This window comes from Cohnella sp. 56, assembly GCF_037963805.1.
In the GTDB taxonomy this organism is placed as follows: domain Bacteria; phylum Bacillota; class Bacilli; order Paenibacillales; family Paenibacillaceae; genus Cohnella.
Window position 1 is genome coordinate 132,513 of record NZ_JAZDQE010000006.1, and the last position, 19,807, is coordinate 152,319.

Sequence of the window (19,807 nt, forward strand, 5' to 3'; positions counted from 1 at the left end):
GCGGACGAGCGGTCTGGTACAATGAGGGCGATCTGGCGCAGCGGGGCCAGCGGTCCCCGCGATACGGACGGGCAAGGCGGCCGACACTTTATGCTTTATCTGTCCGTCTCGGCGTCCCGGCTCACGCGGAAGCCCTGGTCCGGGCCGAAGCCGCTCGCTTCGAACTTGCCGCGGTAGGCGGTCTCGATGCTGCCGACATCGCCGATCCACCCGCCGCCTCTGACCGCGCGGAACAGGCCGCTGCCGAGATTCGGGTCCTTGTACCAGTCCCAGCACCATTCTCTGACGTTGCCCGACATATCGTACAGCCCCAGCTCATTGGGCTTCTTGCCGCCGACCGCATGGGTGCGCGTACGATTGTTCTCGATCGCGGGCCAGTTCCACGTGCCGGACAACGGCCGGTCGCCGGCGTTCCGCCAGTTCCAGGCGGCTTCGTCCGCGTCGTCGCTCCCGCTGTACGCGAAGCTCCGGCTCAGCGCGCCGCCGCCCGCCGCATATTCCCACTCCGTCTCGGTCGGCAGCCGGTACCCGTCGGCTCCCGCGCGGATCTTGACGGTCCATCTGAGCGGATCGTTGTCGCTATGATTGTCCGGGTCCTTGTGGTTCCGATCGATGTCGTAGTACGGCTGGAGTCCTTCTTTGACGCTTCTCTGGTTGCAATATTCGATGGCGTCGTACCAGCTCACATTTTCCACCGGCAGACGTTCGCCTTGGAACGCCGAGGGCCGGTCGCCCATGACGAAGGCCCATTCCTGCTGCGTCACTTCGAAGCGGCCGATATAGAAGTCCGCGACCGCGATCTCCGTGCCGTAGTAGCCTGACTTCGTATTCTTGAACGCTCCTCCTTTAATGAGCACGAGGTCTGCGTTCGCGGTTGGCTTCGACTGCGCGGCTGTCGCGGCCGGCTCAAGATTGGCGAGCTGCTGCGACTGCGAGCATCCGCTGGCCGCCGCGAGCAGGATGGCGATAATCGGGATCAGGCGTCGCTTCCTCATGGTTGTGTCTCCTTTTATACGGAGCGGATCCGGCGTTAAAATGCAGAAGGCCGCCGGCTGCGAGGCCGGCAGGCCCGGACTATCTTAATAAAGGGAGAGCGCCGCGATTACCACACCGTGACGTTGGAGCTGCCGCTGCTCTGGTAGCCCTCGGTCGCGAGCACCTGATACGCCCAGCTGCTGCCGAGATTCATGCCCTTGCTCTTCCAGGCGTTGACGTGGTTGCTGAACGTGATCGCCACGTTGCTGCCGGTCGGCCGCTTGGACTGCCGGACGCTCCAGAACTGGGTGAACGTCTGCGTGCCGTCGATCGAAGGCGCATTGTACCGCGTCGTCGTGTAAATATCGTACGTGCCGCCGTCGCTCGTCACCGATCCCTTGTAGGTGCCGGTCGGGCGGTACGTGCCCCAGCTGTCCACGACGTAATACTCGATGAGCGAGTTTCTCGTCCATCCGTAAAGCGTCAGATACCCGTTGCCCGAAGGCGCCCACACGCCGGCGTTGTAGTTGATGACCCGGTTCGGGGAGCCGGTGTTCCAGCCTTTGCCGACTACGAAGTTGCCCGTATTCGACCAGTTTACACTATAGTTGCCGCCGGAGCCGTTGACCGCGTTCACCGTCCCGCCGCCGTCCGTCCAATTTTGCCAATAATCCGTCGCCGCGCTCGAGGTCGCCGCGAACATGCTCGTGCCCATTACCGCCGTCAGCAATACCGTCAGAGCTTTCTTCTTAAACTTAAACATAAGTTGCCTCCTCATTCGATTGGGATTAATCTTGCTTGCCTGCCTTCTGCTTGTCTGCTTCTTCTCGCTGCCTCACATGACCGATTGTGCGCCATGCCCTACGTGAAGTGCGATCCTCACCTCCTTGTCTCAATGCAAATTATAGAATGTAAGCGAATTCATAAAAACAGAACAAATTAAACATGTAACCCCATATTTTTAACATCATGGAAGATGTTTGCCCCGTATGGGGTTAATTGTGCGGGCAATACGTCCTGTCATGCAGGGAACGGAACGTTCCTGAAGAACGTGCGCCGTCCGCTGAAAATCATCGATAGGGCCATCAAAAGCAAACGGGATGAAGCAAAGAACGCTGCTTCATCCCGAATTGCTTTTGGACGCTCTCTCGCGAGCTCATCCGTATTTGCGGTTAAGGCTTGATCATTTCTGTGCCGTCCGGGCCGATCTCGGCATCGTGCGTGCGCGAGGCCTCCTCGATGTCTGCGAACGCCCAGTGGGCGGCCGGCGCGTCGCGCCAGGTCGGCGCGGATACGCCGTACAGCGGACCGCGATGCAGAATCCGGTTCAAGACGGTCACCGTCTCGGCCCGGGTCAGCTTGTCGTCGGGTCTGAATCTGCCGTCCTTACCCGCAGTCATGAATCCCGCTGCCATCACCTTCCGGATATCCGCCTGCGCCCAGTGTCCGTCGATATCGTTCGCCGCCGCTGCGCCGCTCTCGGCAAGTCCCAGCATGCGTGCGATGACCGCCGCCAGCTCCGCGCGGGTGATCGGACGAGTCGGGCCGAAGCGGCCGCCATCATAGCCGTGCATAAGCCCGTTGACGGTAGCGTAATCGATGGCGGCAGCCGCCCAATAGCTGCCCGGCACGTCCGTGTAGGCGATGGACTTCTCTTGCCCGCCGGCTCCCAGCTGCAGTCTGGACAACAAGGCCGCAATCTCCGCCCGCGTGATCGGATTGGCGGGACGGAAGGTGTGGTCGGGATAGCCCTCGATATACGCCTGATGCGTCACGGCTTGTCCGTTGCCGTCGTTATGCTGCGCCACTTTAACAATCGTGAATGTGCTGAATTTGGTGACGTTAAACGACAACCCCCACACATTGCCTTCGAACAGCTGCGGCTTCGCCTTGACCAGTTCCTTCTGGCCGTCGCTGTGCTCGATATAGACGAACAGGGCGGACAAGAAGCGATCGCGGGCAGCCTGTCCGGCCGGCAGGTCGATGCCTCGGAGCGGCAATACCAGCTGAACGGTCCGGCTGGAAAGGTTCGTATCGATTGTCACCGGCCGCGCGAGAATCTGGGCCGCGCCGCTGCCGGCTGCTTTTTTAACCTGCTCGTCCGCTTGTACCCGCTGCTCCACGGCTTGCTGCTCTTCTGCCTTTTTGAGCGGCACAAGACGGAAGTACAGTTCCTCGTCCAAGCTGTTCATCGACGTACGCGGCAAGATCAAGCGGACATTTGCCGTGTACATCTCAAAGCCAACGTTCCCGGAAGCAATCGTAGCGACCGTTGCCTTGGGAAGCGTGATTTCCAGCCTGGAAACTTCGTCCTTGGCATCCGGAATGACCAGGCGGATCGTGCTTGCGCCCTTTTGCTTGGCTTTGTTTAATGTATCCAACGCTTGGGCTGCTTCATAGGTGACCAAATCGTTCTTCGTGCCGTCCGGATTGCTCGTCCGCCAGATCGTACCCGCAGCCAGCGGCATGTCGCTGCTGCCGTTGTCTACGACGAGCGAGATGCGCTCCGTTGTCGCAGGCGCCGTACTCGGGGTAGCGTCCGCCGTATTGGATATGCCGGCATGCGCTCCGCCCGCGATGACGAGACGGAACCGGTATGCCTTACCGTTCGTGAGTCCGGTCACGGTCGCGCTCGTCGCGCTGGCCGCCACTGCACCGTTCGTCGTCGCCGGCGTCCAGTTGGCGCCGCCGTCGCTCGATTGCTCCACCGTGACGCTCGTCGCGCCCGTCGGTGCGCTGAACTTCAAGCTGACTTGTCCATCGTTCGCCGTTGCAGTCAAGTCCGTAGGGGGCGCTGTCGGCGTGGCGGCGGCTTCGTTCGATACGCCGTTGCTTGGACCGCCGGACACCGCGAGACGGAACTTGTACGTCGTTCCGTTCACGAGACCTGTCACCGTCGCACTCGTCGAGCTTGCCGTGACTGCACCGCCCGTCGTCGCCGTCGTCCAGTTCGCGCCGCCGTCGCTGGATTGCTCCACCGTGAGACTCGTCGCGCCGGTCGGCGCACTGAACGTCAGCGTCGCTTGTCCCGGGCTGCCTGCGGCCGCCAGATCGGCAATCGGCAGCGAAGGCAGCGTACTGACCGCGTTCGAGTTGCCTTCGTGTGCGCCGCCAGTCACTGCTAGACGGAACTTGTAGGTCGTTCCGTTCGCGAGGCCCGTTACCGTGGCGCTCGTCGTGCTCGCTGTCACCGCACCGCTCGTCGTCGCCGTCGTCCAGTTCGTGCCGCCGTCGCTCGATTGCTCTACCGTGACATTCGTCGCGCCGGTCGGCGCGCTGAACGTCAGCGTCGCCTGCCCGTTGCCCGCGGTCGCCGACAGATCGGTCAGCGGAGCGAGCGGCTTCGCCGTCGCTACGTTGGACAGACCTGCGGACGCACCGCCCGTGATCTTCAACCGGAACTTGTAGGTTGTTCCGTTCGCGAGGCCCGTCACCGTCGCGCTCGTCGAGCTCGCCGTCACAGCACCGCTCGTCGTCGCCGTCGTCCAGTTGACACCGCCGTCACTCGATTGCTCCACCACGATGCTCGTCGCACCCGCCGACGCGCTGAATGTCAGCGTCGCCTGCCCGACACCGCCCGTCGCCGCCAGATCCGTAGGCGGCGCTGTCGGCGTGGCGGCGGCTTCGTTCGATACGCCGTTGCTCGCGCCGCCTGTCACCACAAGCCGGAACTTGTAGGTCGTGCCGTTAATCAGCCCCGTCACCGTCGCACTCGTCGAGCTTGCCGTGACTGCACCGCCCGTCGTCGCGGCAGTCCAGATCGCACCTCCGTCGCTCGATTGCTCCACCATGACGCTCGTCGCCCCGGTCGGCGCGCTGAACGTCAGCGTCGCCTGTCCCGGGCTGCCTGCGGCCGCCAGATCGGCGATCGGCAGCGAAGGCAGCGTACTGACCGCGTTCGAGTTGCCTTCATGCGCACCGCCCGTCACGACGAGGCGGAATTTGTACGTCGTTCCGTTGGCGAGGCCCGTTACCGTGGCGCTCGTCGAGCTGGCCGCCACCGCGCCGCTCGTCGTCGCCGTCGTCCAGTTCGCTCCGCCGTCGCTCGATTGCTCTACCGTGACATTCGTCGCGCCGGTCGGCGCGCTGAACGTCAGCGTCGTCTGCCCGTTGCCCGCCGTTGCCGACAGATCGGTCAGCGGAGCGAGCGGCTTCGCCGTCGCTACGTTGGACAAACCTGCGGACGCACCGCCTGTGATCTTCAACCGGAACTTGTAGGTTGTTCCGTTCGCCAATCCCGTCACGGTCGCGCTCGTCGAGCTCGCCGTCACAGCACCGCTCGTCGTCGCCGTCGTCCAATTCGCACCGCCGTCGCTCGACTGCTCCACTACGACGCTCGTCGCACCCGCCGACGCGCTGAATGTCAGCGTCGCCTGCCCGACACCGCCCGTCGCCGCCAGATCCGTAGGCGGCGCGGTCGGCGTGGCGGCGGCTTCGTTCGATACGCCGTTGCTCGCGCCGCCTGTCACCACGAGCCGGAACTTGTAGGTCGTGCCGTTAACCAGTCCCGTCACCGTCGCACTCGTCGAGCTCGCCGTGACCGCGACGCTCGTCGCCGTCCAGTTCGTCCCGCCGTCGCTCGATTGCTGCAGGGTGACGTTCGTCGCACCGATCGGCGCACTGAACGTCAGCGTCGCCTGTCCCGGGCTGCCTGCGGCCGCCAGATCGGCGATCGGCAGCGAAGGCAGCGCACTGGCCGCGTTCGAGTTGCCTTCGTGTGCGCCGCCCGTCACGACGAGACGGAACTTGTACGTCGTTCCGTTAACCAGTCCTGTTACCGTGGCGCTCGTCGAGCTGGCCGTCACTGCGCCGCTCGTCGTCGCCGTCGTCCAGTTCGTCCCGCCGTCGCTCGATTGCTCTACCGTGACATTCGTCGCGCCGGTCGGCGCGCTGAACGTCAGCGTCGTCTGCCCGTTGCCCGCCGTTGCCGACAGATCGGTCAGCGGAGCGAGCGGCTTCGCCGTCGCTACGTTGGACAAACCTGCGGACGCACCGCCCGTGATCTTCAACCGGAACTTGTAGGTTGTTCCGTTTGCCAATCCCGTCACGGTCGCGCTCGTCGAGCTCGCCGTCACAGTCCCGCTCGTCGTCGCCGTCGTCCAGTTGGCGCCGCCGTCGCTCGACTGCTCCACGGCGACGCTCGTCGCACCCGCCGACGCGCTGAATGTCAGCGTCGCCTGCCCTACACCGCCCGTCGCCGCCAGATCCGTAGGCGGCGCTGTCGGCGTGGCGGCGACTTCGTTCGATACGCCGTTGCTCGCGCCGCCTGTCACCACAAGCCGGAACTTGTACGTCGTGCCGTTGACCAGCCCTGTCACCGTCGCACTCGTCGAGCTTGCCGTGACTGCACCGCCCGTCGTCGCGGCAGTCCAGTTCGCGCCGCCATCGCTGGATTGCTCCACCGTGACGCTCGTCGCCCCGGTCGGCGCACTGAACGTCAGCGTCGCCTGTCCCGGGCTGCCTGCGGCCGCCAGATCGGCGATCGGCAGCGAGGGCAGCGCACTGGCCGCGTTCGAGTTGCCTTCGTGTGCGCCGCCAGTCACGACGAGGCGGAACTTGTACGCCGTGCCGTTAACCAATCCCGTCACGGTCGCGCTCGTCGAGCTGGCCGTCACTGCGCCGCTCGTCGTCGCCGTCGCCCAGCTCGTCCCGCCGTTGCTCGATTGCTCTACCACAACATGCGTGGCGCCTGTCGGTGCCCCGAATGCCAGCTCCACTTCTCCGTTGCCTGGCGTCGCCGTCAGATCTGACAACGGCGCGGCGGGCATGGCGGAGGCTTCATTCGATACGCCATTGTTCGCTCCGCCCGTCACAACCAGGCGGAACTTGTACGCCGTGCCGTTAACCAGCCCCGTCACCGTCGCATTCGTCGAGCTCGCCGTGACCGGACCGCTCGTCGTCGCCGTCGTCCAGCTCGCGCCTCCGTTGCCGGATTGCTCCACCGTGACGCTCGTCGCTCCTGTCGGTGCGCCGAACGTCAGCGTCGCCTGGCCCGTACCGCCTGTCGCCGCGAGATCAGCGATCGGCAGCGAAGGCAGCGCACTGACCACGTTCGAGTTGCCCTCATGCGCACCGCCTGTCACTGCAAGACGGAACTTGTACATCGTACCGTTAACCAATCCCGTCACCGTCGCGCTCGTCGAGCTTGCCGTTACCGCACCGCTCGTCGTCGCCGTCGCCCAGTTCGCGCCGCCGTCGCTCGATTGTTCGACCACGACGCTCGTCGCGCCCGTCGGCGCACCGAACGTCAATGCCGCCTGGCCGTCGCCCGCCGTCGCCGCCAGATTGGTCAGCGGAGCGAGCGGCTTCGCCGTCGCTTCATTGGACAGACCTGCGGACAGGCCGCCCGTCACGACGAGGCGGAACTTGTACGTCGTGCCGTTAACCAGCCCCGTCACCGTGGCGCTCGTCGAGCTGGCCGTCACCGCGCCGCTCGTCGTCGCCGTCGCCCAGTTGTCTCCGCCGTCGCTGGACTGCTCCACCACGACGCTCGTCGCGCCTGTCGGCGCGCTAAACGTCAACTCCGCTTGCCCGTCACCCGCCGTCGCCGCCAGATTGGCCACCTGGCCGGACGGCGTGGCGGTCGCCGTATTCGATATCCCGCTGTAGGAGCCGTCCGTGACCTTTAATCTGAACAGGTATGTCGTACCGTTCGAGAGTCCCGTCACCGTCGCGCTCGTCGAGCTGGCCGTCACCGAGCTGCTCGTCGTCGCCGTCATCCAGTTCCCGCCGCCGTCGCTCGACTGCTCCACCACGACACTCGTCGCCCCGGTCGGCGCACTGAATGTCAGATTGACCTGCGCATCTCCGGCAGATGCAGCCACATCGCCGAGCGGCGCATGCGGCGTCGCCGCCGCCCAATTGGATATCCCCGGCTTCAGGCCGCCGGTTACATTCAGACGCAAGCGGTACGTCGTACTGTTCGCAAGTCCGGTGACGGTCGCACTCGTCGCGCTCGCCGTCACTGCTCCGCTCGTCGTAGACACCGCCCAGCTCGCCCCGCCGTCCCCCGATTGCTCTACGACGACATTCGTCGCCCCTGTCGGCTGACTGAAGGACAGCGTTGCTTCCCCATTTCCTCCCGTCGCCTTCACATCGGTCAAGGGCAGCTTGGCGTAGTAGACGCCCAAGTTGGTAGAAGTCGTCGATTTATAGTGAAAGTAGACGTTGTTCGCCGGGTCCGCAGCTACTGTAATCCGGTTGACATCGCTCAGGAAGCCCGAGCCTCCCACGTACTCCCAGACGCCGTCCACAAACCGCATTACATGCGCTTTGTAGCTGTCCGCGCCGAAAGCCACATAAGGCACATCCGCACTATCGAGATCAAAGGACATGAACGTGTCCGCCGCCAGCGAAAAGCCCGCATTCCCCAGCGTCTCCCAGCTCCCGTTGATGAAGCGCTTGACCGTCAGCTTGCTTGATTGCGCGCCGTCGATGTAATCGACATACGGAATGCCGCCGGAGCCCATTTTCAGCTTGATCGTATAGTTGGAATTGACGCCCATGCCGAGCGCCGATCCGACCATGGACCAGGCACCGCCGCTATATTTATATACTTTGACCTTGTTGCTGTCGCTGGCGTCGACAAAGGCCACATACAGCGAATCGTCGGGGGCAATCCCCAGCGATGCCGATGTGGTTGAATTGTTCCAGGGAAGTGAGCTCCCTACATTTTTCCATGTGCCGTTGTCCAGCGTCAGCACTCTCGTCTTGGTCGACTGCCCAAAATCCGTAAATGCAATATAAGGCCGATTCAGGCTATCGAAAACAAGATTTTGGTAGTAACCGTTAGCCGTGGAAATATTGGCATTCCCCACATGCTCCCAGACACCGTTTACGAGTTTGTCGACTTCAACCTGATTGCCGTTGCCCGTATTGTTAAACACCATATAAAGTGCATTCTGATTATCAAAAGCAAGCTTGACCATGTCGTTGGCGCGCATCGCAAAGGAGGCTGTCGCGGGGACATTCTCCCACTTGTCCGAGACATACCGCTGTACGAATATTGCCGATGAAGCGGCGTACGCAACATAAGGAACCCCATTGCGATCGAGCGCCAGACTGTTGTGCGTGCCCGCGCCAAATCCGACCGTCCCCACGCTCTCCCAACTGACGGCCGCATAAGAAGCATTCGTCCCGATCGTCAGAGAACCGATCAGTACGACAAACGCACATATTAACTTGCCAAGCTTGTTCATCCGTCCACCTCATTTAGTAGAATGACAGAATTGAAGTCGTCTTAACTATCCATACACCTGAAGCTTTTAAAATGAAGCAATTAATGGCAAACAGGCTAGGATCATCTAATAGTTTAAGTCCGCCCTGCATACTATGTAAAGACATTTCTCGACATGATTCGCCATTATTTTCACGGACCTTTCGACTGCCAAAGCATCCGCATAAAAAGAACCGCCAAGCACCCGGGCTTCGCGGTTTTTTATGCTATATTTACGGGCTGCGGGCCCTTAAGCGTACCAATCTTTCGACAAAATCTCCTTTTCCAGCTCCAGCAACTCTTGTATGATCATGTCAGCGTCATGGATGGAATTGACGAGCGGATCGGTCATCATCGCTCTGCGCAGCTTGACGAGGCTCCGCTCCGCGACCGCCTCCGCGGTAAGTTCGTGCGTGTCGAGCACCAGCTCCTGTATGCCTCGGATGCCTCGGGGCATCTCGCCTACATGAAGCGGCTTCACGCCAGCCATGCCAACCTCGCTGAGCAGCTCCAGAAACGCGTCGTTGTTCATGTTGGTCACCACCCCGTTGTTGGGCGTATTGATGAAGAAGCGCTTGCCCAGGTTCCCTACCATATTCTCGATGATATCCGTCGCATGATCGGGGCCGAACGACTTCATATAATCGGCGATGGGCAGGTCGCCGGACAGGAAGCCGTCCACCTGCCTCCACATCTCCTCGTGACGCCGGTACCGGTCCTCCGTCTCCCAGATCGCCAGCGGCGGGACAACATCCTCCGTCTTCCCCAGCCCTTGCCAGTACCGGACGTATTCTTTGGTATGACCCGTGCAGGTCGGGATATAACCGAATACGTCGTACAGCTGGCAGGTGATCGTATCGTTATAGCGCGCTTTGGCGTCTGCAGCTCCGGTTTCCGCTTCCGCTTTTTTTCGAATCGCCTCGGCAATCGGAGCCGTGACATCCTCGCCCTCATACTCCGCCTTGAGCAGCCAGGTAAAGTGATTGACGCCGGCCACCCGGAAGTCGAACCGCCGATCGATGTCGGCGGTGAATGCTTGCTTGTCGGCGACGATCCCCGCCAGCGCTGCATAAAACGCCTTGATATGCGGCATATGATGGGTGTCGCACAGTGCGAACGACTTCAGCTTCGGCGCGTAGCGGCTCAGCGCAATCCCATGAACGGCGGAAGGATTGATATAGTTGATTACCCAGGCGTCGGGACACAGCTCCTCGATATCCTTGGCGCACGCCAATATGACCGGCAGCTCTCTCATGGCTCTGAAAATGCCTCCGGGTCCGATCGTATCCCCCGAGCACATGCGAATCCCATACTTTAAGGAAACCTGACAGTCGATGCCCCGATATTTAACCGTATTGTCCGCGAAGCTGAGCACAACAAAATCGGCATCCTTCAATACCTCTCTCCGGCTCGTCGAACCTTCCACCTTGAGCGGCACCCCGGTTTCCTTTACTACCGCCCTGGCCAGCTTCACCATTTTGTCCAGGCGTTCTGCATCCGTATCGACCAGGGCCAGCGTACCGTTGTTCAAGTAAGGAGAATGAACCATCTGCCAAATCGACTGTCGGCCAAAAAACAAGCTGCCCGCGCCAAGCACGACGACTTTCGGACGATGCACGCTCGAATCGTTCACAAATCCAGCCTCCTAGTAGGTGATAGCCTCATTATAGGAGAACGGCCAAAAAGCGGAATATGCATCGGTTCCGGATTCATGTCAAATCGTAAGATTTATAGCAGCCAATCGTTCCAGTGATATAATCATCTAAATTGCGGAATGTCTAATAGTGGGGGTTGCGCCGTGCCGGACATGGACATTTTTAACGAGCTCTCCGAATTTATCGCGCTGCGCCTGAAGTCGTGCTGGTCGATCGCACCGGGCGGCGACTGGATCGAGCACAAGGCGCATGCCGACTACGATCTGTGGCTGATTCAATCCGGAACCGTCAGCATTGCGATTGGCGGCATCCTGCATACCGCCCAGCCGGGAGATGTCGTTTTCTTTTATCCCCGGGTGCCTTACATCGCTTCCTGCGGCGAGGAAGGCTGCCGATTTATTTATGTTCATTTCGATTACGGCATCGGCGAGCAGCAGCAAATTTTGGGGGATTTTCAGCTATCGGGCATTGTAGACAACCGTTTGATCCGGGAGGAGGCCGGCCTGTTCGTCAGAGCCTTCGCACAATCGGAGCAGCCGGGCGGCAAGCCGGGCAATCGTCTGTACCTGAAGGCTTGTCTGACGGCCGTCATCGCCAGAATCATCGCGCTTCACGGACAAGGACGGTACAGCGGCGCTTTTCAGAACGGGACTGCGACGAGACGATCCGGCCGGGACCTGGACATCTTGCAGCCGGTATTCCGGTATATTGACGATCACCTGCACAAGTCCATAAAAATGAACGAGCTGGCCCCGCTTGCCGGCATCTCGGAGAAATATTTTATTTCCTACTTCAAAAAAGCCGTCGGCATCACGCCGGGACAATATGTGTATCAAATTAAAATGAACCGGGCGCGCGATTATTTGTACCAGAAAAAGTACACGGTCCAGCAAATCGCCGGCTTCCTCGGTTATCCGGACCCTTTTACCTTCTCGAAGGCGTTCAAAAAATACTATAACGTGCCGCCGTCAAAATTCGATTGACGACCTCTATGTCAGACGGGGCCTGCGGCACCGCCCCGCTCCTTCGCGCCGGCTGCCACCGGCTGCCTGGACCGCGCGAGTCCCATGCCCGCGAACAGCCCGTAGCCGAGCGCCCCGCCAAGCGTGTTCAGAATCAGATCGTCCACGTCGAAGCTGCCCATGGCGAGGATCAGCTGCGCACTCTCAAGCGCGAGACTGACGCTCAGCGAATAGAACAGCACGGCTGGCAGGCGGCAGCCGACGAGCAAGCCGAGGAACAGGCCGAGCGGCATGAACAGTGCGATATTGCCGAACAGGTTGATCATATCGTGCCCGCGCGGCAGCAATGCGATATTGTCCCGAATCGATGACAGCGGCGTCAGGTTGGCCATCTGCCATCTGTAGGCGATGTTCCGCGGCTGCTCGGCGTTCTCCAGCAGCAGGCGCCCGAGCAAGGAGACGTTCACGTCGCCGAACTTGAACAGGATGATCTTGACGAGCACATACAAATAACCGAAAAACAGCCCGGCAGCACCGAGCTTGAGCCATAGTACAGGCGACAAATACTTGGCGTTCATTTTGGCGTTCATTTTGGCGTTCATCGTAGTTCACACTCCCTTTGCAGCTGTCAGGAGCAGTTTAGCGCCAATTGTTAAACGTTTTGCCGGCGTTTCTTTTAAATTTTTCTTAAGAAGCCGCTGCGGGACCGGCACTGCATGTTCAAAACGTCACGGCCGATATAAAAAAAGAGAGGGGAGGAGGCGGATGATGGATATTGCAGCCCTATCAACAGGTCTGGCGACGAGCAAGCTGACGCAGCAGGCCAGCATTGCCGTGCTCGGCAAAGCGCTCGACAGCGCCCGGCAGAACAGCCAGGCGATCATACAGATGTCGCAGAGCATTGCCCAGCCGCATCTGGGCGGCAGCATCGACGTACGCGTATAAGCTAATCAAGCGCTAGGCAACAGCACGAACTGGCTGTCCCTCCTGCTCATATGCTAAGGGGAAGGGGGGATAGGCCGTTATGGGCTACAGGAGCGTCTCGATCAAGAGCAAGTGGGTCAAAACGAAATGGCTGCTTCAAAGCGCGAACGAACGCAAATATGTCCCTCACACGAAGCTGTTCAGCCACGACAGTCTCCGGCACATGCTCTCCCGGCACCATACGGTTTTCTTCAAGCCTACCGGCGGGACGGGCGGCTTCCATGTTTATCGCATCCGCAAGCTCGGGCGAGGCTATCGGCTTCAGCACAACACCTCCCGTTCCTTCTATCCGACGTTCGACGCACTTTATGCCTATCTGAACAAACGGGCCAAGGGCCGCTCCTACCTTTTGCAGAAGGGCATCAACCTGGCGGTGACGAGAGGCAGACCTTTCGACATCCGGGTCATGGTCCAAAAAACGAATGCTCGCGCCTGGCAGAGCACGGCCGTATTCGCGAAGATCGGCATTCCGAATAAAGTGGCGACGAACTACCATCAGGGCGGCAGACTGGGCAAATTCCGGCAGACGCTGTCCGGCGCGGGCTTCGGCTCAAGCGCCATCCGGCGCAAGGAGCGCGAACTCAAGCGGCTCGGCGTATCCGTAGGCAAGCTGTTCGACAGGCGCAAGCGGGGATTCCGGGAGCTGGGCCTGGACGTCGCGCTCGACCGGTCGGGCAGACCCTGGGTGCTCGAGGTGAACACGAGACCTCAGATCTACCCGCTGAAGCGGGGGGACAAGGCCGTATATCGCCGGATTATGGCGTATGCCAGGCAGTACGGCCGGACGAAGTAGCCGGGGGGTATGCTGCGGGCGGCGCCGTAAACGCGGAAAGGCCCTTCGGAACGGTGATGCTCCGAAGGGCCTTGCTGTGGCACAAGCGCGCTGGCTACAGGACGCGGCGTGCGGTCACGTAGTGGGTCGACCAATAGCCGGACGTTACGGAGCTGATCAGGAGTCCGCCCGCGGAAGGCGTATCGTGGATGACCTGGCCGTTGCCGATGTAGATGCCGACGTGATTGATGACGCCGTTGTTGCTGCCGATCGTGTCGAAGAACACGAGATCGCCCTTGGCGAGGTTGCCCTTGCTCACATAGGAGCCTGCGGACTTCTGGGACGACGTGCCCCACTTCAGGTCGACCCCGACCTTGGCGAAGACGAACTCCGTGAACGATGAGCAGTCGAAGATGAGCTTGGACGGATTGCGCGTGCCATAAGCGTAGCTGACGCGGCCCATGTAGCTCTTGGCAATCGAGACGACCTGATCGGCCCGCGATCCGCTGACGCTCGGCGCGGATGCCGCACCGCCGCTGCTGCCGCCGCCGTAATTCGTATATTGATTGCTGGACGATAGGTAACCCGAGTTGCCCTTCTGGTCGATCACATGCAGCCAATAGCTGTTCGCCTGGCCGACGACATGTACTTTTTCTCCCGCGCGGATCATCCGGATGACGCCCGAGCTTGCGGACGCGCTGACCCGCAGGTTCACGCCGTACGTGACCTTCGTCTCGTAGACGGTCGCGGCGGATGCCTTCGGCGTGAGGGGAACTTGTCCCACCGAAGTGGCCCCCAGACCGATCGCGGCGCACAAGCCGACAGCGAGCATTCGACGCAGAAAAGGCTTCGTGATAGTCATGTGAGTACCTCCCAAGATGTATGTATGCCTCGGAACCCACAATATCACAATTCAAACAGCCTAAACTTTTCCACGAAGAGAAAAAAACGCCGCTGCATCATTATTTTTATTATTTATTAAAAGCGCTTGAGAAATTTCTCATCTTTCCTCTGCAACCATATTCTTCTCGAGATTAGCGGCAGGGCTCCGGTTGCCCCGCACGGTGAACCGCATGCCTGGGTGCAGGGCGAACAGATGGGAAATGTGCCGGTGCCCCGGCTCGGTCTCTTCGTAATCGTCCATCCACTCCGGAAGCTGGCCCTCCCGGCCGACGGCAGGCCCGGGCAGCCGCTGCCGCAGCCGCTCCCACCGGACCCTCCCGGCCGGTTTCTGCGGACAGCAGGCGGCCGGCCTCCATGCAGGCGGGCGGCGGTCTCGCCGCAGCGTCAGTTCTTCATCAAGCAGCCTGCTGTACGAAGAACACAGCTGCGGCGACCAGCGTGAGGATCGAGGCCGGCACCGCGCTGCCGGCAGGATGCTTCACTCTGAAGTGAGCCAGCACGGCCACCAGCATCGTGACGCCGAGCCAGATGCCCGCCCACGCGGCGACTTCCGGCTTCCAATATCCGATGACCAGACCGGCGGCGCCAACGAGCTGGACGATCCCCGTCACGACCCGGAACCATTGCGGCAGCCTCAGCGAATCGAACATTTCCACGAAGTTCTTCGTGCCGAGCAGCTTGTTCGCGCCGCCGAAGGTCATGGCGACGAGCAGAAAGCTCTGCAATACGATAAGAACGATATTCATAGCGCATTCCCCTCCCCTTTTTCGTTTAGACCGCCAATACCTTTTCCAGCTCGCCGCACCATTTGCTCCAGCCGTACCGGGCGCCTTCGAGACCGTGCACATTGGCGAAGCCCGTCTGCTCGAGATGCAGGTTCACCTTGCCGTCGCCCAGATCCTGCAGCGTCCAGGTGACCGTATGCTCCTCGTTGCCGCTGGCCCAGGTGTAGGATACCCGGTTCGGCGCTTCTACGACGAGCACCTCGCCCTCGATGACACCGTCCCAATACTCGGACGGCTGCGTACGGAAGTGGAAGCGATGGCCGACGACCGGCTCAAAATCGTTCTCCATCGGCTCGCCGCTGTGAATATTGCATACCCACTTGGCAAGCTTGCCCGAATCGGTCAGGGCGGACCACAGCTTCTCGATCGACGTCTTGTACTCAAAATCCAGGGTCAGGGCTAAACTCATCGTTCATTATCCTCCAGTATTTGGCTTAAGCGCCTTAGATTCTCGTTCCAGAATTTGCTGTAATGAGCTACCCAATCTTGAACTTCTCTGAGCGGAGCGGCGTTGAGCCGGTATCGCGTCTCTCTGCCGACCTTGCGGTCCGCGACCAGTCCGGCTTCCTTGAGGATGGTCAGATGCTTGGAGACCGCCGTGCGGCCCATCGCAAACTGCTCCGTCAACTCGTGCAGCGGTATCTCCTCCGCCTCCGCCAGCATACGGATGAGCCGGCGCCTCGTCGGATCCGCGATTGCTTCGAACACGTCACGCAACGGGTTCTTCTCGCTCACAACACCCTCTCCCAGGTTGTTTGTCATTCGTTAATCGGACACCATTTGGTGACGTTTTTAGTATAGGACACTTTTTGGTGTCGTGTCAACAGGTTTTGAGAATGATGGCTAAAACAATAAATGGAGAGCACGTAAAAAATTGAGCGCACGCAAAAACGCCGAGGCTGCTTGACTCCCCGGCGTTCATTGACCGCAATCGTCTCGACTACTGATAAATCAGCGCATCCACCTCGACATACACATTCGTCGCAATCATGTTCTTCTGCCCTTTGACCACGATCTTGATCGTGTGGCTGCCCCCGGACAGCCCCTGCTTGCTGTATACCGTGACGCCCGTATGGCGGTTCGGGCTGTACAGATCCACGGTCTGGTCCAGCGTCCCGTCGATGTACACGTCGGCTTGGCCGTGGTCCGCGTCCAGCTTGCCGACCCACGCTACGCTCGTGCCTGTAAAGACCGCTTCCGCATAAGCGTCTGCGGCTGTGGCGTAGTGCCCCGTGTTCCTGTAGTAGTCGATGCCGGACACGCTGGTGAGCCAGGTGCCGGAGTAATTCCAGCCGGTGTTGGCATCGTCTCGGGTCACGACAGGCGTGCCCTGAGAGATGTTGAAGCGGTCGACTTCAACATAGTTGCCCACCGCCGAGGCATTCCTGTCGCTGCGGACGACGATCTTGATCGTATGGGAGCCGGCGGACAGGTTGTTCTTCGTATAAAGCAAGTTGTCGATATAGCGCTCGGCGTTGTACAGGTCGACGGTCTGATCCAGCGTACCGTCGATGTACACGTCGGCCTTCCCGTGATCCGGCCCCATCACGCCGTACCACTCGACGCTTTTCCCGGTGAACGTATACTGTGCGTAGCTGCCGGCAGTTATCGAGAAATGGCCGGTATCTCCGTAATAGCCCGTGCCGGTCGGCACGCTCGTCGGCCATGTGCCCGAATAGGTGATGCCGCTCGCCGCGTCATCCGTGACCGCCGGCGTTCCGGTCGCGACGTTCATGCGGTCGACCTCGACATAGTAGTCGGTGGACGCAGCATCCTTGTCGCTGCGAGCTACGATCTTGATCGTATGGCTGCCCGGCGTCAGGCCCGTCTTGGAATAAATCTCCGTGTCGACGAAGCGGCTGGCTGCGTACAGATTGACCGATTGGTCCAGGACATTGTCGATATAGACGTCCGCCGTGCCATGATCCGGCCCCTTCACGCCCGACCAGACGACATTGGTGCCGTTGAACGTGTACTGCGCATAGCTGCCCGGCGTCTTCGTGAAATGGCCGGTATTGCTATAGTAGCCCGTACCGGAAGGAATGCTCGTCCCCCAGGTTCCGGTGTACGTTAATGCGGCATCCGCATCGTCCGTCACCTGGACGCCCGGGCCTGTGCCGAGCAAGCCGTTCTTGATCGCCACCAACTGCGCGAGCTGCGCCGAGTTGATATTCCCGGTCTTGTCCACATGCGGACCGAACGACAGCACGCCGTTCTGATTGGTCACCTTCGAGAGATAATCGACGATGTAGGGCGTCGTATATTTTAGCCCGAAGCTGTTCCAGTCGTTGCCCTGGTAGGCGGTCTCGCTCCACTGAATGCCGCCGATCCATCTTGTGTAGGGGGGCGTATTGGCCGCAGACGGGAGGACGGACAGCTGGTTCTGCTCGCCCGTAATATAATCGGCATGCGTCGTCATCGGCAGATCGACGGCCAGCCCGGGATCGAAGGCGACGATCGCATTGGCGTTGCCGTGCTTGGCCGCTGCCGCGAACGTCTGGAAGTTATGCGCCTTCGTATAGTCGGTGTACGCCTGCGAGATGTCCGGCTTGCCGTACTCCGCGCCGTTGTTGTAGGTGCCGTCGAACCACCAGCCGGCCACCTTGGAGCCGTACCGGTCCGACCACTCCTGGATGATGCTCTCCCACTTGGCCTGGAAATCCTGGGTGGCGAGGTGATCGTAGATCGGCGCAGGGTCGCCGAGGATGTCGCCGACGTCGGGATCGTCGGAGGGCGTGCGCGCGGGGAGGTAGAGCATCAGCTTAATGCCGTACGGCGCCAGCGCGTCGTACAGATCCATCGGCAGATCCCGCGTCGACATCTTGCTCGTCGTGGCATCCCTGCCCGTCAGCAGATCGTAAGTGGCGTTGGGAGAAGCGAAGTAGCCGGAATTTTGCCCCAGCGTAAAGGTCACGTACTTCGCCCCGGATTCGTTCACCTGCTCGGCGAACCGGTCCACGTCGAAGTTATCGACCAGATCGTTCCAGTCGCCCGTCAAGTCGCCGCCGCCGTAGAGCCATTGAACGAAGAGGCCGTATTTTCCCTGCATGAACCAGTCGGTATTGGCATTGTACGTCTGCGCGGACGCCTGCTGCCTGGGAATTGCGAGCCCGATCAGCAGCGCAGCGACCAGCAGCGCTCGGAGCAAGGCGTTTTTCTTGAGAAAACCCATCGTCATGATCATGATCCTCCTTCATCGATATGAGGCAAGCTTCCTTTCAATTCGATCAATTGCGCCATCTGCTGCCGATCCAGACGGCCGAACCGATTGACATGCGTGTCCAGCGCGATGACGCCGCCGCGCGCGACCGCCTCCGTCACCCAGGATACGAGATCCGAGGTCGGCCAGTTCAAGCCGGTATTGCCCCATCCGGCCAGGTCCTTCACGAATTCGCCCAGGAACGTCCAGTGGAACCACTGTACGCCGTTCGCCTCGTCAGCCCAGCGTCCATCGGCCGGCAGCGGTCCGATCTCGTTGGTCTCCCCCGCCGTATAGTCTTCAAAGGGGGAGTTGACGAGGATATTGCTGCCGATGCCGGAGTTGAACGCCACGACGCGCGATTCATTTCCCGACTTCGCTGCATTCACCAGGCTGTACCAGTTGCAGGGCAAGGTCAGATCATTGTAGGCTTCCTGGAACCACATGCCGTCGAACCACCAGCCGGCCGCCTTGTCCCCGTACCGGTCCGACCACTCCCGGATCACCGCCTGCCACTTGGCCTGCGTCTCCTGGGACGGCGCGGTCTCCACCGGATAATCGAACGCCCGGCTGATCGCGAAGTCTCCCTCTTCCTTGTGCGCCTTGCTCGGCGGATTCGCGGGCGAATACAGCATGAGCCGGATGCCATGCTTCGCCAGCGCATCGGCGATCTCCATCGGCAGATCCCTCGTCGATGCCCGCTCGCCCGGCTTCACGCCCGCGATGCGGTCGTACGTCGCGTTCGGCGACAGCACATACCCGCTGTTCTGCCCGAGCGTGAGGATGACGAAGCCCGCGCCCGTCTCCAACACCTGCTGCACATAGGCGTCCACATCAAATCCGCGAATCACCTCGTCCCAGGACTCGTCCGGCTGCCACCTCTCGTCCGGTTGTGCGGCGACGCGGTTCATGAATTCGGCCAGCAGATGGTGCGAAATGCCGTATCTGGCGCGATGCAGCCAATCCGCGTGCGGATTGCCCGCCGCGTCCGCGATCGGGCCAACCGCGTCGCTCATCGTCGAAGACGGTGCGGTGCCTTGCGCATCTTCCCGAAGTACCGTGGCCTCGCATTTGTAATAGCGGCCGACGACGTCGGCGGCTAGCGGCAGCGTGTCCCGATACGCCCCTGCCACCGGGTTGTAAGTTCCCTCCTTCGTCTCCGAGTCGAACCATCTATAGGAGATTTCCTTGGTTCCGTTTCCCGTCGCGGCTTCGTTTCCGGCTTCATCAGCGCCAATCACGCCGCCGAGTCCGCGGATGACGGCCCTCAGCAAGCTTTTTTTCCGCGGCACGCCTGCAATTTCCACTTGATACGCCATCGAATGCTCCTGACCCTTAAGCGTCATCGGATGAACAG

General features: G+C 60.8%; 14 protein-coding genes and 1 pseudogene. 3 read left to right on the forward strand and 12 right to left on the reverse strand.

Features of this window, described 5'->3' with window-relative positions:
- Positions 1–95 precede the first annotated feature (95 nt).
- The 4 genes from VQ071_RS13050 to VQ071_RS13065 form a co-directional block, all read right to left on the reverse strand.
- Positions 96–995 carry a formylglycine-generating enzyme family protein gene (locus tag VQ071_RS13050; RefSeq protein WP_340514445.1) on the reverse strand — a complete coding sequence of 300 codons (900 nt, stop codon included), beginning with the start codon at positions 993–995 and terminating at the stop codon, positions 96–98.
- Positions 996–1,102: 107 nt separating this feature from the next.
- Positions 1,103–1,738 carry a glycoside hydrolase family 11 protein gene (locus VQ071_RS13055; RefSeq protein WP_340514446.1) on the reverse strand — a complete coding sequence of 212 codons (636 nt, stop codon included), beginning with the start codon at positions 1,736–1,738 and terminating at the stop codon, positions 1,103–1,105.
- A gap of 409 nt (positions 1,739–2,147) precedes the next feature.
- Positions 2,148–9,173 (reverse strand): S-layer homology domain-containing protein, encoded by a 7,026-nt coding sequence (locus tag VQ071_RS13060; protein ID WP_340514447.1) that lies wholly within the window; start codon positions 9,171–9,173, stop codon positions 2,148–2,150.
- A 267-nt stretch (positions 9,174–9,440) separates the two neighbouring features.
- Positions 9,441–10,823 carry a family 4 glycosyl hydrolase gene (locus VQ071_RS13065; RefSeq protein WP_340514448.1) on the reverse strand — a complete coding sequence of 461 codons (1,383 nt, stop codon included), beginning with the start codon at positions 10,821–10,823 and terminating at the stop codon, positions 9,441–9,443.
- Positions 10,824–10,997: 174 nt separating this feature from the next.
- Between VQ071_RS13065 and VQ071_RS13070 the strand changes: the two genes are divergently transcribed.
- Positions 10,998–11,828: an AraC family transcriptional regulator gene (locus tag VQ071_RS13070; protein WP_340514600.1), complete on the forward strand. Its 831-nt coding sequence runs from the start codon at positions 10,998–11,000 to the stop codon at positions 11,826–11,828.
- 11 nt (positions 11,829–11,839) lie between these two features.
- On the opposite strand, the gene VQ071_RS13075 is transcribed toward VQ071_RS13070, so the two are convergent.
- The gene (locus tag VQ071_RS13075) at positions 11,840–12,409 is read right to left on the reverse strand and encodes a VanZ family protein (protein WP_340514449.1); all 570 of its coding nucleotides are present in this window, start codon (positions 12,407–12,409) and stop codon (positions 11,840–11,842) included.
- Positions 12,410–12,575: 166 nt separating this feature from the next.
- On the opposite strand from VQ071_RS13075, the gene VQ071_RS13080 reads away from it, so the two are divergent.
- Positions 12,576–12,752, forward strand: a complete 177-nt coding sequence (locus VQ071_RS13080; RefSeq protein WP_340514450.1) for a YjfB family protein — start codon at positions 12,576–12,578, stop codon at positions 12,750–12,752.
- A gap of 79 nt (positions 12,753–12,831) precedes the next feature.
- A complete protein-coding gene (locus VQ071_RS13085; protein WP_340514451.1) occupies positions 12,832–13,584 on the forward strand; it encodes a YheC/YheD family protein in 753 nt (250 codons plus the stop codon).
- A 94-nt stretch (positions 13,585–13,678) separates the two neighbouring features.
- Here VQ071_RS13085 and VQ071_RS13090 read toward each other — a convergent pair whose 3' ends face one another.
- From VQ071_RS13090 to VQ071_RS13115, 7 genes and pseudogenes are all read right to left on the reverse strand, one after another.
- Positions 13,679–14,425, reverse strand: a complete 747-nt coding sequence (locus VQ071_RS13090; protein ID WP_340514452.1) for a C40 family peptidase — start codon at positions 14,423–14,425, stop codon at positions 13,679–13,681.
- A 177-nt stretch (positions 14,426–14,602) separates the two neighbouring features.
- Positions 14,603–14,782: pseudogene (locus VQ071_RS29315) on the reverse strand (glycosyl hydrolase family 95 catalytic domain-containing protein); the annotation flags it as partial.
- Between the two features lie 79 nt (positions 14,783–14,861).
- Entirely contained in the window at positions 14,862–15,212 is a 351-nt protein-coding gene (locus VQ071_RS13095; RefSeq protein WP_340514453.1) for a DoxX family protein, read from the reverse strand.
- A 25-nt stretch (positions 15,213–15,237) separates the two neighbouring features.
- Positions 15,238–15,660, reverse strand: a complete 423-nt coding sequence (locus VQ071_RS13100) for an SRPBCC family protein (protein WP_340514454.1) — start codon at positions 15,658–15,660, stop codon at positions 15,238–15,240.
- Entirely contained in the window at positions 15,657–15,986 is a 330-nt protein-coding gene (locus tag VQ071_RS13105; protein WP_340514455.1) for an ArsR/SmtB family transcription factor, read from the reverse strand. Before VQ071_RS13105 ends, VQ071_RS13100 begins: the two co-directional genes overlap by 4 nt.
- A gap of 205 nt (positions 15,987–16,191) precedes the next feature.
- A complete protein-coding gene (locus tag VQ071_RS13110; RefSeq protein WP_340514456.1) occupies positions 16,192–18,429 on the reverse strand; it encodes an alpha-L-fucosidase in 2,238 nt (745 codons plus the stop codon).
- Positions 18,430–18,431: 2 nt separating this feature from the next.
- A complete protein-coding gene (locus VQ071_RS13115) occupies positions 18,432–19,796 on the reverse strand; it encodes an alpha-L-fucosidase (RefSeq protein ID WP_340514457.1) in 1,365 nt (454 codons plus the stop codon).
- Positions 19,797–19,807 lie beyond the last annotated feature (11 nt).

Bases quoted from the DNA above. Each gene is read 5' to 3' on its own strand.
- VQ071_RS13085 (WP_340514451.1), top strand. From the start codon at position 12,832: ATGGGCTACAGGAGCGTCTCGATCAAGAGCAAGTGGGTCAAAACGAAA.
- VQ071_RS13060 (WP_340514447.1), bottom strand. From the start codon at position 9,173: ATGAACAAGCTTGGCAAGTTAATATGTGCGTTTGTCGTACTGATCGGT.
- VQ071_RS13050 (WP_340514445.1), bottom strand. From the start codon at position 995: ATGAGGAAGCGACGCCTGATCCCGATTATCGCCATCCTGCTCGCGGCG.
- VQ071_RS13070 (WP_340514600.1), top strand. From the start codon at position 10,998: ATGGACATTTTTAACGAGCTCTCCGAATTTATCGCGCTGCGCCTGAAG.
- VQ071_RS13095 (WP_340514453.1), bottom strand. From the start codon at position 15,212: ATGAATATCGTTCTTATCGTATTGCAGAGCTTTCTGCTCGTCGCCATG.
- VQ071_RS13090 (WP_340514452.1), bottom strand. From the start codon at position 14,425: ATGACTATCACGAAGCCTTTTCTGCGTCGAATGCTCGCTGTCGGCTTG.
- VQ071_RS13075 (WP_340514449.1), bottom strand. From the start codon at position 12,409: ATGAACGCCAAAATGAACGCCAAAATGAACGCCAAGTATTTGTCGCCT.
- VQ071_RS13080 (WP_340514450.1), top strand. From the start codon at position 12,576: ATGGATATTGCAGCCCTATCAACAGGTCTGGCGACGAGCAAGCTGACG.
- VQ071_RS13110 (WP_340514456.1), bottom strand. From the start codon at position 18,429: ATGACGATGGGTTTTCTCAAGAAAAACGCCTTGCTCCGAGCGCTGCTG.
- VQ071_RS13100 (WP_340514454.1), bottom strand. From the start codon at position 15,660: ATGAGTTTAGCCCTGACCCTGGATTTTGAGTACAAGACGTCGATCGAG.
- VQ071_RS13055 (WP_340514446.1), bottom strand. From the start codon at position 1,738: ATGTTTAAGTTTAAGAAGAAAGCTCTGACGGTATTGCTGACGGCGGTA.
- VQ071_RS13115 (WP_340514457.1), bottom strand. From the start codon at position 19,796: ATGACGCTTAAGGGTCAGGAGCATTCGATGGCGTATCAAGTGGAAATT.